Origin of the sequence: uncultured Pedobacter sp., assembly GCF_913776295.1 — a bacterium.
Lineage (GTDB): Bacteria > Bacteroidota > Bacteroidia > Sphingobacteriales > Sphingobacteriaceae > Pedobacter.
The window spans coordinates 81821-98718 of sequence record NZ_CAJYOJ010000052.1; the positions used below are offsets into that span (position 1 = coordinate 81821).

A 16898-nucleotide genomic window follows, 5' to 3' on the forward strand; every position below is an offset into this window, starting at 1 on the left:
ATGTTATATCCCGATAATTGTTTAGAACGTTTAGGTTTTGTAGAGATCAGGCAACTGATCAGCAAACATTGTTTGAGCCCCATGGGCCAGGCCATGGTGGAAAAGATGCAGGTGATGAACCGTTTTGATCAGATAGATAAATTTCTACGTCAAACCAACGAATTTAAAAGCATCCTGCAAAATCAGGAGCCTTTACAGATCAATACTTTTTTCGATATCAAATCACTGGTTGAAAAAATCAGGGTAGAGGGCACTTACCTTTTGGAAGAGGAATGGTTTCAGGTATATACATCGTTGCAAACTGTTTTTTCTGTACTTCGTTTTTTTGAGGAACGTGCAGAAGTATATCCTACTTTGGAAGCTTTATTTGAACACCTGCCAATTGAAAAGAACATCTTACGGAAGATCGAAAACGTAATTGATGCCAAAGGAAAGATTAAACCTAATGCATCAAAAGAATTGCAGGAAATAACTGCTGCTATATCGAAAACAGAGCAAGATGTGCGAAAACGCATGGATGCTATTTATAAACAGGCTATAGCCAATAATTGGGTCGCGGATGGTAGTTTAACCATTCGCGATGGAAGGATGTGTATTCCGGTGTTGGCAGAGAATAAACGCAAACTGAAGGGGTTTGTACACGATGAGTCGGCAACCGGCCAAACGGTTTATATTGAACCAGAAGAAGTTTTTACTTTAAATAATAAGTTGCGCGATTTAGAATTTGACAAACGCCGTGAAATTATCAAAATTTTAATCGCCTTAACGGATGATCTTCGACCATATTCTCCATTATTGCTTTCTTACCATGGTTTCTTAACTAAACTGGATTTTGTGCGTGCCAAAGCATTATTTGCGATGGATATTGAAGCTGAAATGCCAGGTTTGCTAAAAGAGCCTAAAACCAGGCTGATTAACGCAAGACACCCCTTATTAGCCATCTCATTCGCCGTAGAAAAGAAAAGTGTTACACCGTTAAACATCCATATAGATGCCGAGACCCGTTTGGTATTGGTTTCCGGACCAAATGCGGGTGGCAAATCGGTTTGTATGAAAACGGTTGGTCTTTTGCAGATTATGTTACAAACCGGACTGTTGATTCCGGTTGATGCCAATAGTGAAGTGGGCATTTTTGAAAACATTTTTGCCGATATCGGCGATGATCAATCGATAGAAAGTGATCTAAGTACTTATAGTGCACATTTAAAGAAGATGCGCTATTTTGTAGAACATGCTTCGCCAAAAACAATGGTGCTGATTGATGAATTTGGTACGGGCACCGACCCGCAGTTTGGCGGACCAATGGCTGAAGCTGTTTTGGAAGTGTTGAATAATAAAAAAGTAAGAGGGGTAATCACCACACACTATTCCAATTTAAAATTATTTGCAGGTAATACAGCGGGTTTGGAAAATGCTTCCATGCTTTTTGATAATGCGAAAATGAAACCACTGTATGTGTTAGAAATGGGTAAACCAGGGAGTTCTTATGCATTTGAAATCGCACAGAATATTGGTTTGCCAAAAGAGGTTATTCAGCTTGCCAAAGAAAAAACAGGTTCTAACCAGAATAGGGTAGATACGATGCTTGTTGATCTGGAGCGCGAAAAGAAAAATATTTATGATGCCAAAGTAAGTTTGGCCAACCAGCAGAATAAGGCAAAAAATTTGGTTGCCGAAAATGAAAAGCTAAAAAGTTTTTTAGAAGAAAATAGAAAGGTCTTGATTAGAGAGGCCAAACAAGAGGCACAAAACATTATTAAAAACGCCAATAAGCTGGTAGAAAATACAATCGCCGAGATCAAGGAAAAGCAAGCTAATAAAGAGGTAACGAAAGAACTTCGTCAGAATTTGCAAAAAGAACTTGTTAAAAATACGGTGCCAAAAGACCGCCCTAAACCGATGCCTGTAGTGGTTGGCGGCGAAATTGAAATTGGCGATTTGGTGAAATTCAATGATAGTGAAACCATTGGTCAGGTTTTAGAAATTAACCGCAATGAACTGATTTTAGCTATTGGCGATTTAAGATCAACGGTTAAAAAGAACCGCGTACAGAAGGTGAGTAACCGCGAAGCCAAAAAAGTGATTCAAAGTAGTGCCAATTCTTTCGCCGGGCGGATGAACGACGCGGTTTCTGACTTCAGGGCAGAGCTTGACCTTCGTGGAAAACGTACGGAAGATGCGTTGTTCGAAGTGGAAAAGTATTTAGACAAGGCAATTATGCTCGGTTTTCCATCCATTAAACTGATTCACGGTAAAGGCGACGGTATTTTAAGGAAAATGATCAGGGAATATTTACGCAAGTATAGTCAGATAAACAGGATGGAAGATGAACATGCCGATAGGGGCGGCGATGGCATCACTTATGTGTATCTGAATTGATGTGAGATTCCAGTGGTGTCGGATGTTACCATCCGATGCTTTAAACAATATTTTTTAAGATAAAATCGCAGCTCTATTTATGCACTCGTTAAAAACGAGCGCAAGCGCAGCATTTAGCCTTTCAGATGGAAACATCTGGCAGTAAATCAAACTTTATAACTGTAACTGTGTTATTTTTAAAACGTTACGATTATGAAAAAAGTATTACTCTGCCTTTTTGTGGTACTGTTTACCACAACTTGCAAAAAAACTGACAATGGTAATGAAGAACCGGGTAACCTGCCAGATGTGGAATTAAAATCAAAGGTAGTGGTATCCGGGTTGAGCCTGCCCTGGGAAATGGTGTATGGGCCTGATGATTTTATCTGGTTTACGGAAAAAGCTGGTAAAATCAGCAGGCTAAATCCTGCTACAGGTCAGGTAACTTCCTTGTTAACCATAACCGAGGTACGCACCAATGGTGAGGGTGGCTTGCTTGGAATGGCACTACATCCCGATTTTACCAGCAATCCTTATGTCTATGTAGTGTATGGTTATGGAAGTACCTATAAAGCTAAGGTAGTTCGCTACACTTACGCAGGAGGAAATTTAACCAGTCCATTCATTTTATTAGATCAGATTCCAGCTGCCTCCATTCATAATGGTTCTCGCTTGTTAATCAGCGGTGGTAAACTGTTTATCAGTACTGGCGATGCTTCTGATACCAATCTTCCTCAAAATGTTAATTCTTTGGCTGGTAAAATTTTAAGAATAAATTTAGATGGCTCTATCCCTTCCGATAATCCTTATCCAAACAATCCCGTTTGGTCTTTAGGGCATCGCAATCCACAGGGTTTGACCCTGGTGGGCAATAAAATTTTCTCTTCAGAGCATGGACCTGATTCGGATGATGAGATTAATGTGATTGAAAAAGGAAGAAATTATGGATGGCCAAATATCAAAGGTTTCTGCAATGAAAGCGGAGAGCAGTCTTTTTGCAACGCAAACAACGTAGCAGAACCACTCATCAACTGGACACCAACGATTGCACCGAGTGGTTTAGCCTATTATAACAATAACTATATCCCGCAGTTTAGAAATTCTTTATTGTTAGCCGTGTTGAAGGGAACAAAGTTGATGCAATTGAAATTAGACGATACCCAAACCAAAATTACCGGAACAAAAGATTTTTATGTAAATACTTATGGCAGGGTGAGAGCTGTTTGCCAATCGCCGGAAGGCAAAATTTACATCTGTACCAGTAATGGAAACGATGATAAAATTGTAGAGATAGCAAAATAGCGGTTATTTTTTCCGCCCGGGACACTTTTTACAGCGTTTGCCCTTTTTGAATTTCTCGCAACATTTTTTGTGTTCAGCTGTACAACTGAAAATAAAACCCATACCTTTTTGAAATTCAGGATCGGTGGGCAGTAGGAATATGCTTTCTTCTCTCTCGTAAATCATTACAACACAAAGTTAAGAGTTATTTAGATTAATTCCAATCAATTCACATTCCTGCTAGATTTAAAATTTTAGATACTACAAATTTAAAGGCAATTTGTAATTTAGCGAACTAACCAAAAATTCGTAAGATGATAAATAAAGTGGTATCTGGAGCTGAAGAGGCTATCAAAGATATATCAGATGGTGCATGCGTGATGTTAGGCGGTTTCGGGCTTTGTGGGATTCCGGAAAATTGCATAAATGCCCTGGTAGCGAAGCAAGTTAAAAACCTAACCTGTATATCCAATAATGCTGGTGTTGATGATTTTGGTATTGGTTTAATGCTGAAACAACGCCAGGTCAAAAAGATGATTTCTTCATATGTAGGTGAAAATGCTGAATTTGAACGGCAATTGTTAAGCGGTGAGCTTGAGGTGGAGCTTATTCCACAAGGTACTTTGGCCACTCGTTGCCTAGCAGCCGGCTATGGTATGCCTGCAATTTTTACGCCTGCAGGTGTGGGTACTGAAGTGGCAGAAGGTAAGGAAGTCCGTAATTTTGATGGTAAGGATTATTTGATGGAATATGCATTTGACGCTGATTTCGCTATTGTTAAAGCCTGGAAGGGGGATACCGCAGGAAATCTGATCTTTAGATCCACCAGCCGGAATTTTAACCCGGTAATGGCTATGGCCGGTAAAATTACGATTGCAGAGGTAGAAGAACTGGTAGAGGCAGGTGAACTGGATCCCGATCAGATCCATACCCCTGGTATTTATGTTCACCGTATTTTTCAGGGTAAAAACTATGAGAAAAGAATTGAGCAACTAACAGTGAGGAAGTAAGGAGTCCTAAGTCAGAAGTCGGGAGTCAGAGGCCCAAAGCGAAAAGGCCAAAGTCGGGTAACAGATTTTGATCTGTCGCTTATTTTATCACTTTACATTCAGTCACTAAAAAATTATGTTTTCAAAAGAAGAGATCGCGCAGCGCATTGCTAAAGAAATAAAAGACGGATACTATGTTAACCTGGGCATCGGCATACCTACGCTGGTAGCCAATTATATTCCAAATGGCATTAATGTGGTATTGCAATCAGAAAATGGCTTATTAGGCATGGGGCCATTTCCCTATGAAGGTGAGGAAGATGCCGACTTAATTAATGCCGGAAAGCAAACCATTACCACTTTGCCAGGATCGTCTATTTTCGATTCGGCCATGAGTTTTGGGATGATCCGTGCGCAAAAGGTAGATTTAACCATTTTGGGTGCCATGGAGGTATCAGAAAACGGAGATATTGCCAATTGGAAAATTCCGGGCAAAATGGTAAAAGGAATGGGGGGAGCAATGGATTTAGTGGCCTCAGCCAAAAATATTATTGTAGCCATGCAGCACATTAACAAAGCTGGAGAAAGTAAATTATTGCCAAAATGTACCTTGCCGCTAACCGGGGTGAAATGCATTAAAAAAATTGTAACCGAACTGGCCGTTTTAGATATTTTACCTGAAGGTGGTTTTAAACTTTTAGAACGGGCGCCAGGTGTAAGTATCGAATTTATACAACAATCTACCGCTGGAAGATTAGTTGTTGAAGGAGAAATTCCTGAGATGAGATTGGATTGATCAGTGGTTTGTGGGGACACAAATCAAGGCGATTGATTCTATGGAATGATCATCATTCTCTCGCAGGTGGGAATCTTAATACATTCTGTAAGCCTATCATGGCATTACGATTCCTGATCATTTCAAAATTAGGATTCTTTAGTAAAAAGAGAAGTCAAGTTTTTGAAACTTGACTTCTTTCGTTTTTATTGTATATCAACCAGAACACTATTCCTCAGATCATTTGAAATATCTTCCGTAATGGCAATAATCTCATCAGGCTCGTTGGTGTTGTTCATCACCACCTTATTGCACTCGTCGCGGTAAGGTAGCAGGTATTCTTTATAAGCAGGTACCACATGGTTATGCCATTTGTAAAGTACGTCATCTTCAGGATAACCACGTTCCAGGCCATCACGTTTAATACGCCGGTCTAAAGCAATTTGCTCATCAGCATCAACAAAAATAGTATGGTCCAATAATGCTGCAATTTCTTTAAAGTGAAGAATGAAAAGCCCTTCAACGATAATAATAGGCGCAGATTTAATTTCCAGGATCTTTACAACAGCCAGTGGGTTATTAAAGTTGTATTCCTTTTTATAAACAACCTCACCGTTAATAAGTTGTTTAATGTCTCTCAAAAACTGTTCGCTATCAATGGTCGAGGGTAAGTCAAAGTTGTATAATTTGTTTTCCTCCTGCGTCATATCTCCAGCGGGAATGTAGTAATCATCCTGTGATACGAGTGTTACTTCATCCTGTTTGAAATGATGAAGAAAGCAGTTTAAGAAAAATGTTTTACCTGATCCGCTACCACCTGCGATGCCGATTATAAATGGCTTTTTGTTTACACTCATTGAGCACTATAGGTTAAATTGCAGAAAAAACGTTTGTCTAAAGCACCCAATGAATCGGCTACTGCTTTTGTCATTACTATGATAACGTCTTTTGTAGATTCGTTTTCTGTAAATTTACCAACAACTTTTGCAAAGGTCGTGCGGTTGGTCATCGGGTTGGTAATCTTGATTACCCTGCCCACTGGTGCTGTTCGGTGTAAAACCAACATTTTTGTTCCGTCTAAATCCTGGTCTGTAATCCACACCGCTGTTCCTTTTTCTTCGATCTGGCTTAAGCCATATACGCTTGGATCACGGCGAAGTTTGGGATCTTTAATCATGGTGCTGTCTGGCTCATTTTCCTGTTCCTCCTTCGACAGATCATTTACCGATCGAGGTTGTGGGGGTTTGGGAATAATTAGTTTCTGGTCAACTTTAATGTTATTGTCATCCAGTTTATTAGCCGTTCTGATCTGATAAGCAGTTAAATTATATTTTTTAGCAATCGAAAAAATGTTTTCACCAGTAGCTACGGTATGGATTAAACTTTCTTCTTTACTGACTGCAGGAATTTCCTTTGTCGTTGTTGTTGTTTCAGCCTGTTTTTCCTTAGGCACTTGCACATCGGTAACAAGTCCTCCAGGCACCTTTAAAACCTGGCCAATGTTAATGGCATTATCAGGAAGATTGTTTAATTTTCTGATTTGGTAGGCCGTAACACCATATTGCTTGGCAATAGTAAAGATCGTTTCGTTCCTTAAAACAGTATGTGTGCCGGCAGCATCTGCAGATTTGCTTTCCTGTACCGGTTTTTCTTCAGCAGCAGTTACTACCTTGTTTTCATCAATATTTTTAGTTGCAGGGATTTTAAGTTTTTGTCCAATCCGAAGGTTATTGCCTGACAGATTATTTGCCTTTTTTACTTCTTCAACTGTAGTTCCGTATTTCTCTGCAATTTTTCCTAGAAACTCTTTTGGCGCTACAGTATGTTCGATCATGGTTTGATCGGCCGGTGGGGTATTGCCTGTAATTGGTTCTGTATTGGTTTTTGCCGGTTGAGTAACAGGTTGTTCAGCTGTTGTAGCTTGGATTCCGTTTTTTGCCGGTATTTTTAAAACTTGCCCGATGCTTAGATTATTGCTTTTTAACTGATTTAACGCCTTAATCTCATTGATGCTGGTGCCATATTTTTCGGCCAGCATATTTAAGTTTTCTTTTGGCTTAATGGTATGCTCAATCACATTGGCGGTAGCTGAAGTTGTTTCCGTATTCGATGATCCGGCAGCTGTAAAGGGAACATTGGTAGGCACTTTGATGATTACTCCAACCTGTAAATATTTATTGTTGTTAAAAGCCATAATATCCTTTGGAGATACATTGTATCTTCTCCCTATAGAATAATAAGTGTCTTTTGCTACAGTTTGGTGGACGATGAGTTTTTTGCCATTATTATTTTCTACACCGATAGAGTCTCTTGCTGTATTGGCTTTCGCATTTGCCACGTTCAAGGCAAATAATACAACAGCAGATAAATATATTTTATGCATTTATTTTTATATAAATTTCTAAATCAAGGAGCGCAATTATACGAATAATATTGCTAAACATGTTACGCTGAACTATTGGATTGTCAGTAAAAATATGATGATTTTAACTTTATTATGTTGCTATATTATTCATTTACAAAACCTTGTAATATCCTCATTTTGTTATTTGTTAGCTATTAAACGATTTAATAAATCACGTATTGTTCAAAAGACGAATTTGAGCAAAACTTTTATAACTCTTGTTTGTTAGGTTCACATCAAAAACACTATAAATCATAATAAAATGGACGCTAAAGAAATAAGCTTAAACGAAAGAGAGGTTAAACCGGTTGTAGATCTTTTAAACGATTACCTGGCTAATTACCACATCCATTATCAGAAATTAAGAGGCTGTCACTGGAACATTAAAGGACAGAATTTTTTTACGCTTCATGTAAAGTTCGAAGAATTATATACCAATGCGCAGTTAACCATCGATGAGATTGCAGAGCGCGTGTTAACCTTGGGCAAACCACCGCACAGTCGCTTTGCGGATTACATCAAAGAATCGAAAATCAAGGAAGTGGATACCATTGGTATGAAAGATTTGGATATGGTTGAAGCTATTTTAGATGATATGGCTACGCTGATCGAGTTAGAGCGCGAAGTAATGGAAGCATCTGAACAGGCGGGTGATGACGGAACTAACGATATGGTAAATAAGTTTATGCAGTTTAAAGAAAAAAACACCTGGATGCTGCGTTCTTTCGCCGGTAAAAGATAGTAACAAATAGTAGGTTATTGGCCTTGTATGGGTAGATTTATTGTAAAATCTGCTTATATGAGGCTTTTTTGTTTCATAGAAAGTCTAATTATTTATCTTTGGACATGGCATACAAAAGTTTAGCGGCATGTGTTTCAGATCTCGAAAAGCATGGTCATCTGATCAGAATAAAAGAAGAAGTAGATCCTTATTTAGAAATGGCAGCCATCCATTTACGGGTTTACGAAAATAGAGGGCCGGCTATCCTGTTTGAAAAGGTAAAAGGAAGCCCTTTTCCTGCAGTTTCGAATTTATTTGGAACCTTAGAAAGATCAAAGTTCATTTTCAGGGATACCTTACCTAAAGTACAGCAATTGGTTGCGTTAAGAAACGACCCCATAAAAGCTTTAAAAAATCCTTTAAAATATGTCGGTACGGCGATGTCGGCTCTATCTGCACTTCCCCTGAAAACACCATCCGCGAAAAATAAGTTTCAAAAAACAAGCGTCAGTCAGTTACCGCAGATTGTAAACTGGCCTATGGATGGCGGGCCTTTTGTGACCATGCCACAGGTATATACCGAGGATGTAGACAAGCCTGGTGTAATGAATGCCAATTTAGGTATGTACCGGATTCAACTCGCGGGCAATGATTATATCCTGGACAAAGAGATTGGGTTACATTATCAGATCCATAGGGGCATTGGTGTGCATCAGTCTAAAGCGAATGCGTTGGGACAGCCTTTAAAGGTGAGTATTTTTGTAGGTGGGCCGCCTTCACATCCTTTGGCTGCTGTGATGCCTTTACCGGAAGGTTTATCTGAAATGACTTTTGCCGGCGCGCTTGGCGACAGGCGCTTCCGCTATTTTTATGATGACGAAGGGTTCTGCATTTCTGCAGATGCTGATTTCATCATCACAGGAACCGTTTATCCAAATGAAAATAAACCAGAAGGACCTTTCGGCGATCATTTAGGGTATTATAGCTTAACACATCCGTTTCCTTTAATGAAAGTACACAATGTTTATCATAAAAAGGATGCCATATGGTCATTTACGGTAGTAGGTCGCCCTCCACAAGAGGATACCAGTTTTGGGGCATTGATCCATGAGATTACCGGTTCGGCCATTCCGCAGGAAATACATGGTTTGAAGGAAGTTCATGCCGTTGATGCTGCGGGTGTTCATCCTTTGCTTTTTGCCATAGGCAGCGAACGTTATACACCATATTTGAAGGAAAGAAGGCCGCAGGAGATTTTAACCATTGCCAATCATATTTTAGGTAAAAACCAGTTGAGCCTTGCTAAATATCTTTTTATTGCGGCGAAAGAAGACGATCAGCATTTAAGTACCCATCATATTGAAGATTTTATCATGCATATCCTGGAACGTGTAGATTTAACAAGAGATATCCATTTTCATACCAATACCACCATTGATACGCTTGATTACAGTGGCGACAGGTTAAACAGTGGATCGAAAGTTGTTATTGCTGCAGCAGGAGAAAAGAAGCGAACGTTATGGAGTGCGCTTCCTAAAGGAATAAAGCTTGGCGATGGTTGTTATCAATCACAGCTTGCTATTCCCGGCGTTTTAGTAATAGAATGTGATAAGTACCTTGGTGCGGAAAAGACAGCTGCAGAAATTGCTCAGTTAAATATAGCTTTAATTGATCAAGATCTTTCGGGCTTACCCCTTATTGTACTCGCTGATGATGCTGAATTTACCGCTGCAAATATCGATAACCTGGTTTGGATAGCTTTTACCAGAAGTAATCCTGCAGCAGATATTTACGGCATTAACGATTTTACAATCAATAAACACTGGGGATGTAAAGGCCCGATGATTATCGATGCACGAAAAAAGCCCCACCACGCACCCGAATTGGTTAAAGATGCAGCGGTAGAGGCTAAGATAGATGAGATGGGTGAAGAGGGTGGGATGTTATTTGGAATTATATAACCTGAAAATCGCACTTCTTATGAAAGCATAAGAAGTGGTTTTTAGGAGTCGTTTTATTATAATTGATGTAATAAAATAAAACTTAAATACCACAAAAATTGGCTGCACCTTTTAAAATCATTGTTGCAAGAAAACCTACAACCAAAGTGGCAATCATTGGATTGATAGCGCCGATCCCGATTGTGGCAGCCACTGCCGATAATGCAACAGCTAGTATTTTTTTCAATCCCGCTTCTTCGTCAATCAGTTTTTGTATCTCAGCATAGATTTTACAAAGAATTTTTTTTATCTGGCTTGCCGTTTTATTTCTGCCCAGCCATTCAAGGAATCTTCGAAATGGATTCCACATTTCGTATCCAATATTTGATGAATATGATATGCTCATCATATTTGTAATACTATCCGAATTTGGTTTGTCGTTTAAATCCTTATCAATTTCCCAGTTAATGTTGCTTCGCATATATCCTACCGGATCTTTTGAGTCAACGGTTGCTTTTAGCTGTTCAGATAATGCATCTAAGTCAAATTTTTCATTTAATTCTTCAATTAAACTCATTTTTTTAATTTTTAATTATAGTGCCTACTCTTTTTGGTTTTCAGCTTCCCCATTAGATCAATTGTTCATTCAAAAGTACCCTGGAGATGATATCCAAATCAAGCGTGAAAACATTAGAATTTATACGCGTGAAAAGCGCAACGCCCTACCGTAAAATCGCGGTATTTTAAAATAAACATCCAGAGATTGATCAGCATAAAAAGTTATTGTAAATGCTTTTAAGGCTTGTTTTCAGGTAAATAGGGTGTTGTTTCCTGCGCTGATCAGTGATTTGAGAATTTGAGATTTAAAATCCTGATGATGTATATTTAGTTATAAATTATTTTATAAACCCCAAACTAAATTAAAAAGCTATGAAACCTTTACCAAAAACATTCGTTACGAAGCAGGAAAGTAATTATCGAGAACTATGGTTTAATAATTACAAGTACCCAATACTCAACGTCATTACATCTTTGCAGGAAGGTGAACAGGAAACCAGAAAGATTGATTTCGTGAATATAGATGCAGCGATTGATTTTTTTACCGAGTTAACCGATGGGATTAAAGAGAATGATGGCGTGAGAGTATATTTTGCCTCTCCATCAAGAGATGGAAATGTATATAAAGATAAATGTGGCGTACTTACACTCATTTTTGTCAAAACTAATGGCGTAAATCACATTGATGATAAGACTTATTATGCTTTCAATGGAAAAACCTTCGATAAAATTGAGGAGGATCAAGCCAGGCTTTGGGTTCATAATTATCAAAATATAAAACGTAACATTCTTTTTGAAACGTTATCAGACTATGATCGAACTAATTTTATCCATGAGACAAAGCACGTTTGGTTTAGTTCAGAGCAGATGACGCAAACTCGTGATGAAATGATATACCAAAAAAATAAGACAGGCAGTGTGGTAACTGGCTTTGGTATCCGTTTTGTATCATACACGAACATAGCCTATTCTTTTCCAAAACCGGTATCAGGAGCTGAAGATAGAAAACAGCGTTTAACCATCGGTTTCACCTTTATGAACAAGACTAGGGATATTGGTCTTGAGGATATTGATAGCCAAGAGTTTAATTTTAGGTATGAGTTAACTGTCGATAAATTTATTGGTGACACCTTCGATACCGGAGATCCGACTCCACCGCCATCAACCGATGATAAAGCTAAACTTGATGTTTAAGGTCAATAGTAAATACTTATTTTAGTTACATATTTAAATTTTATGTATCTAAAATATTTATATCTTATCTCGCTTGGTATTTCCGCCTTCACCGGTATTTACCAGATAAACAAAATAACAAAGCAACTCAAAACAGTTGCTTTGTTATGCACTTATACTTTTTTTCTGGAATTGAGTATTTTTTTATTCAGGCAAAATTTTGGCTATGACGGAAATGTATTACCACAGTATAACTTTTTTATTTTGGTGGAATTTGTTTTTTATGCTTATTTTTTCAGGCAGGTCGTTAGAAATATTTATGTGCTAAAAGCGATAAACTTGTTCTTGTTTATATTTCCGGTGCTCTGGTACGTATTCAGTTTTTATTGCTTTAATATATTGCAGTGGAGTAGCTATTCTTTTGTATTTGGCGGAACAATTATTATTTTCTTTGCACTTATCTATTGTTACGAGAAATTAACCTCAAACGAAACAACTTCACTTTTAAACGAAGGTGAATTTTGGGTTGCTATCGGTTTAATTGTGTATTACACCTGCGTTGTACCATATATGGGAATGTTCCATTATTTAACCGCAAATTATGAGCAGTTAGCGGTTAAGCTGAAAAAATTAAATCTGATCACCAATATCATCATGTATTCATTGTTTGCTTACGCTTTTTTATGCAAAATGATCAAGACAGAGAAGTACTCTTCGTAATTATTCCCAGCATCATCATTTTTTTCGCACTAAGTAGTGCGATTGTTTTCTTTATGCTCTATTTTCAGAAAAAAAAATTTCAGTATGCAAAAGAAAAAGGTGAACTGGAAAAACAGTATGGCGAGCAATTGCTGCAATCGCGTTTGGAAATGCAGGAGCAGACATTTGATACCATAAGTCAGGAAATACATGATAATGTTGGCCAATTGTTAAGTTTGGCTAAACTGCAGTTAAGTTTGTTGGAAAAGAACGAAGTAAACGACAAATCGTTGATCACCGAGATTAAGGGAAATGTTGGCAATGCCCTGACCGATTTACGCGATATTGCGAAAAGTTTAAGTACAAGCCGTATCCAGGAGTTGAGCCTGGTGCAGGCTGTTGAGCAGGAGCTGCAACGCATAAACAGGGCAGGGGATATTGTATGCGAAGTTAAGTTAAATGGTACCGAGCATCAAATTGCTGAACAACGGAAAATAATCATTTTCAGAATTGTGCAGGAAAGCTTACAGAATATTTTAAAACATGCCCGGGCTACCGAAGTTAAGGTTGGATTTGATTTTGCTGAACAGCTAAATATAACTATTGCGGATAACGGTGTTGGATTCAGCACCGTTGAAAAAGCAAAAATTGATACCGGGCTTGGTCTTTTAAATATTGTAAAACGTGCCAGATTGATTATGGGAGAAGCGACAATCGACAGTGTGATTAATAACGGAACAAAAATTACCTTAACTATTCCTTATGTCTGAACAGATTAAACAGATCGCCTTGGTTGATGATCATGTATTATTTAGAAAAGGACTGGCCGCATTGATCAGCTATTTTCAAGGCTACAATATCTTATTTGAAGCCGCCAACGGAAGAGATTTTATCAGACAATTAGCGATATATGGTGTGCCGGATATTGCCTTGTTAGATATCAATATGCCCGAAATGGATGGGTATAGCACAGCTTCGTGGTTGCATATCAATCATCCGGAAGTAAACATACTTGCCTTAAGTACGATGGATGCCGAAACAGCCATTATTAAGATGATTACCAATGGCGCTAAAGGGTACGTTTTAAAAGATGCTGAACCTGATGAACTTAAAAGAGCTTTTGATGAAGTAATCAGCAAGGGATACTTTTACAACGATCTGGTTACACGAAAGGTTATGCAATCTTTAAGTGCATTATCATCTGGTTCAACGATAGCTGACTTTGTAAAATTGACAGAACGGGAGATGGAATTTTTGAAATATACCTGTACTGAAAAAACTTATAATGAAATTGCAGCCGAGATGTTTGTAAGCCCGCGTACCATTGATGGGTATAGAAATTCGCTGTGTGAAAAGTTGCAGCTTAAAAGCCGTACCGGATTGGCCTTGTATGCGGTAAAGCATGGAATAGTTAAAATTTAGGAAGATTGCCACGGTTCATATTACTGAGACAGGATTTAGAAATTTGTGTATGCAAACGATTTAAATCTATTTGAATAATTAAAATAAAAAGTTGATTTTTTAGTATACTATATAATGCGTTTAAAACCCTGGCTAATTACTTTTTTATTATCGTTACTTTGGGTATCAGCAAAGGCGCAAAATCATCAACTCGATAGTGTGGCTATAAACCTAACTAACTATGGTTTAAATAATTTGCAATCCAGCCTATTTGTACATTTTGATAAGAATGTATACACGAATAATGATCAGGTATGGTTTACTGCCTACCTGCTGAAAGCGGTAGCCGATAGAGAAGCGTACCATACGCTTTATTTGTCTCTTATTAATAATAGGGATAGCAGTGTAGTATATCAGAGAAATTTTTTAATAGATAAAGGTATCTGTTATGGCGCTTTTAACCTACCCGATTCATTAGAGGGTGGAGATTATCGCTTTGTCGCGAATACAAACATCATGTTAAATGGGAAGCCCGATGCCGAATTTATTCAATTGATTACCATCAAATCTACGACGTTAAACCCCTTAATAAATAAAGTATCTGTTTTCAAGCCTTTTGATGAGCGTACTGGTAATGGTACTGTTTTATTAAAAGTTTTGACTAGTGAAAACCGCTTTGTGGAAGATGCTCAAATTAAATATCAGATTGGCCGCGATAAACAGGTTTTAAAGTCGGCGGTAGGCAAAAGCAGTGTAATCGGAGAATTGATGATCGATTATCCTGCTGATAAAATTACTGCAGAAAACAATTTGCTGAGCATCTGTATTAAGAAAGGAAACGATACACGTTATGTTAAATTTGAGCTTCCGGTTATGCACAGCCCAAAGTATCGGGTTAGTTTTTATCCGGAAGGTGGCTATTTGGTTAACAATCAAACGATTAAAGTCTGCTTTGAAATAAAAGACAAGGCAGGAGCCGGAGTAAAGGCAAGAGGAGTGTTGTACGAGGATGATACAGCCGTTGATACCATTTCCAGTAGTTCGATGGGAATTGGTGCCTTTTATCTGATGCCGAAATCAACACGTCGTTATGTAGTTAAATTGCTGGCGGATGGTCAGCAGGCTATTTCCTACCCTTTACCATTTATCTTAAATAAAGGTGTGGCTTTAAGTATGCCATCGGCTATCAGTAATGATGAAATCAAAATACAACTGGAAGCTAATTTCAATACCAATGTACACTTACTTGTGCATAATTTTTCTGCTATTTTATTGCAAACTACTATCGCGTTAAAGCAAGCTAAAATACAGCCTATTAAGTTTAATTTAGATTCAGTGCCGGTGGGCCTACATACCATAACTGTTTTAGATAGTAACTATAAACCCCTTGCAGAACGAATCTTCTTTGCACATTACGATCAGATTAATCAGGTTAAAGTTATACCTGATAAAATTGAATACCAAACGCGTGATCAGGTCAATCTTAAATTGAAAATAACCGATAAGAGTAATAAACCAGTAACCGGGCTAGTTTCGATTGCTTGTGTACAGGCAAACCGGTTACTATTAGCAAACAATATAAACATTATCGATGCTTATTATTTAAACAAGCTCAGCGATTTTCCAAACAATAGCTTTGGGCTAAAATTTAATGATAAAGATTATTTAAACGACATACTGTTGGTAAAAGGCTGGCGGAAGTATAATTGGCCCGAGGTTGAATTAAAAAAAACTGAAAAGTCTCAGTTACTGTCAAGTTTGGAGTATAGCGGGAGCATCACTAAAAAAAATAAAATATTAAAAGTCCCAATGAGTTTAAATACCATTGCCGGTACCAATATTAATATTTTGAGTACCGATAGTAGTGGTAAGTTCAGTATCCCTTTCGCTAACCTGCTTACCAGTAACCCCAAGCCCAACGTGTGGTTAAGTATGGGGACGCCCGACTATCAAAATTTTGAGCTGAAGGTTAATGAACCACAAAAAGATATTAAAACTTATCTGCGGCAACAGTCCTTTATTCAGCCCGTAACTAAATCTGAAGTCGCCAATGAAAATAGCTATAGCATTACTTCAGCTGTAGGCATTAAGCTGAGGGACGTAGTTATAAATAAAACTAAAGATAACAGTACCAGCTTTGGCAAAAGAGGAGTTAACAGATGCGGCGATTATGTGTGCAGGTTTAATATTTTAAACTGTCCGAATCATTTAGGGGATTATGATGCTCGTGAGCCAATTAAAGGAAAGAAATATTTGGACGGGGGAAAGGGTATTTCAGTTATTTACCAGGGCTGTATGGATGATGAATCTAAATTGAATCTGCTGATATTAAAAGGAATTAGTCTGCCCAAAGAATTTTATACATCTGATATCAATAATAAAAATGAACCGATCAATTTCGCAACCATTTATTGGAATTATCAGGTAATGATTAATGGTGAAACACCCCTTAGTTTTAATACTGGCGATTTAACCGGTGTATTTAAAATTGTTGTACAAGGGGTAACGGATGGGGGAGTGGTTTACGGAGCCCAAGAGATTGAAGTAAAGAATAGATAAAACGTTCTCAGTTTTTAAGCTGAAACAGATTTTGTATTTT

14 protein-coding genes are annotated in these 16898 nt (G+C 38.0%); 11 read left to right on the top strand and 3 right to left on the bottom strand.

The window, feature by feature from the left end; all coding sequences use genetic code 11:
• The 4 genes from QZ738_RS10750 to QZ738_RS10765 all read left to right on the top strand — a co-directional run bounded on the left by QZ738_RS10750 (position 1) and on the right by QZ738_RS10765 (position 5424).
• A complete protein-coding gene (locus QZ738_RS10750; RefSeq protein ID WP_293787375.1) occupies positions 1-2379 on the top strand; it encodes an endonuclease MutS2 in 2379 nt (792 codons plus the stop codon).
• A 192-nt stretch (positions 2380-2571) separates the two neighbouring features.
• Complete coding sequence (locus QZ738_RS10755; protein ID WP_293787377.1) at positions 2572-3660, top strand: sorbosone dehydrogenase family protein; 1089 nt, start codon at positions 2572-2574, stop codon at positions 3658-3660.
• A 293-nt stretch (positions 3661-3953) separates the two neighbouring features.
• A complete protein-coding gene (locus tag QZ738_RS10760; protein WP_293787379.1) occupies positions 3954-4649 on the top strand; it encodes a CoA transferase subunit A in 696 nt (231 codons plus the stop codon).
• Between the two features lie 115 nt (positions 4650-4764).
• On the top strand, positions 4765-5424 hold the full coding sequence (locus QZ738_RS10765) for a CoA transferase subunit B (RefSeq protein ID WP_293787381.1): 660 nt from the start codon (positions 4765-4767) through the stop codon (positions 5422-5424).
• 185 nt (positions 5425-5609) lie between these two features.
• Here the strand turns inward: QZ738_RS10765 and QZ738_RS10770 are convergent, their stop codons facing one another.
• Both QZ738_RS10770 and QZ738_RS10775 read right to left on the bottom strand, forming a co-directional pair.
• Complete coding sequence (locus tag QZ738_RS10770; RefSeq protein WP_293787383.1) at positions 5610-6260, bottom strand: uridine kinase; 651 nt, start codon at positions 6258-6260, stop codon at positions 5610-5612.
• Complete coding sequence (locus QZ738_RS10775) at positions 6257-7786, bottom strand: LysM peptidoglycan-binding domain-containing protein (RefSeq protein ID WP_293787385.1); 1530 nt, start codon at positions 7784-7786, stop codon at positions 6257-6259. Before QZ738_RS10775 ends, QZ738_RS10770 begins: the two co-directional genes overlap by 4 nt.
• A gap of 283 nt (positions 7787-8069) precedes the next feature.
• On the opposite strand from QZ738_RS10775, the gene QZ738_RS10780 reads away from it, so the two are divergent.
• Positions 8070-8549 (top strand): DNA starvation/stationary phase protection protein, encoded by a 480-nt coding sequence (locus QZ738_RS10780; protein WP_293787386.1) that lies wholly within the window; start codon positions 8070-8072, stop codon positions 8547-8549.
• Between the two features lie 104 nt (positions 8550-8653).
• Entirely contained in the window at positions 8654-10489 is a 1836-nt protein-coding gene (locus QZ738_RS10785; protein ID WP_293787387.1) for a UbiD family decarboxylase, read from the top strand.
• An 82-nt stretch (positions 10490-10571) separates the two neighbouring features.
• Here the strand turns inward: QZ738_RS10785 and QZ738_RS10790 are convergent, their stop codons facing one another.
• Positions 10572-11045 (bottom strand): hypothetical protein, encoded by a 474-nt coding sequence (locus QZ738_RS10790; protein ID WP_293787388.1) that lies wholly within the window; start codon positions 11043-11045, stop codon positions 10572-10574.
• Between the two features lie 353 nt (positions 11046-11398).
• Between QZ738_RS10790 and QZ738_RS10795 the strand changes: the two genes are divergently transcribed.
• The 5 genes from QZ738_RS10795 to QZ738_RS10815 all read left to right on the top strand — a co-directional run bounded on the left by QZ738_RS10795 (position 11399) and on the right by QZ738_RS10815 (position 16858).
• Entirely contained in the window at positions 11399-12220 is an 822-nt protein-coding gene (locus QZ738_RS10795) for a hypothetical protein (RefSeq protein WP_293787389.1), read from the top strand.
• A 42-nt stretch (positions 12221-12262) separates the two neighbouring features.
• Positions 12263-12919 carry a hypothetical protein gene (locus QZ738_RS10800; RefSeq protein ID WP_293787390.1) on the top strand — a complete coding sequence of 219 codons (657 nt, stop codon included), beginning with the start codon at positions 12263-12265 and terminating at the stop codon, positions 12917-12919.
• Complete coding sequence (locus QZ738_RS10805; RefSeq protein WP_293787391.1) at positions 12883-13668, top strand: sensor histidine kinase; 786 nt, start codon at positions 12883-12885, stop codon at positions 13666-13668. The genes QZ738_RS10800 and QZ738_RS10805 overlap by 37 nt, the downstream gene beginning before the upstream one ends.
• Positions 13661-14320, top strand: a complete 660-nt coding sequence (locus QZ738_RS10810; protein WP_293787393.1) for a response regulator transcription factor — start codon at positions 13661-13663, stop codon at positions 14318-14320. The genes QZ738_RS10805 and QZ738_RS10810 overlap by 8 nt, the downstream gene beginning before the upstream one ends.
• Positions 14321-14434: 114 nt before the next feature.
• Complete coding sequence (locus QZ738_RS10815) at positions 14435-16858, top strand: hypothetical protein (RefSeq protein ID WP_293787395.1); 2424 nt, start codon at positions 14435-14437, stop codon at positions 16856-16858.
• Positions 16859-16898 lie beyond the last annotated feature (40 nt).